Below are 223 nucleotides of genomic sequence, written 5' to 3'. Positions count from 1 at the left end.
CAAAGGTGAAACTGGAGATAAAGGAGACAAAGGTGAAGTTGGTGATAAAGGAGAAACCGGCGACAAAGGTGAAACCGGAGATAAAGGTTTAGTTGGCGACAAAGGTGAAACCGGAGATAAAGGTTTAGTTGGTGACAAAGGAGACAAGGGAGATGTTGGTGATAAAGGCGAAGTCGGTGATAAAGGAGAAGTCGGAGATAAAGGTGAAACTGGAGATAAAGGC

At 44.4% G+C, this 223-nt stretch carries 1 pseudogene; it reads left to right on the top strand.

Annotation, left to right across the window (positions count from 1 at the left end):
* Nucleotides 1-223: pseudogene (locus tag GJ691_RS19920) on the top strand (collagen-like protein); the annotation flags it as partial.

Origin of the sequence: Maribacter luteus (genome assembly GCF_009674825.1) — a bacterium.
Classification (GTDB): domain Bacteria; phylum Bacteroidota; class Bacteroidia; order Flavobacteriales; family Flavobacteriaceae; genus Maribacter_A; species Maribacter_A luteus.
The sequence above is the reverse complement of the archived record's forward strand: the minus strand, read 5'-3'. Positions and strand labels throughout refer to the sequence as shown.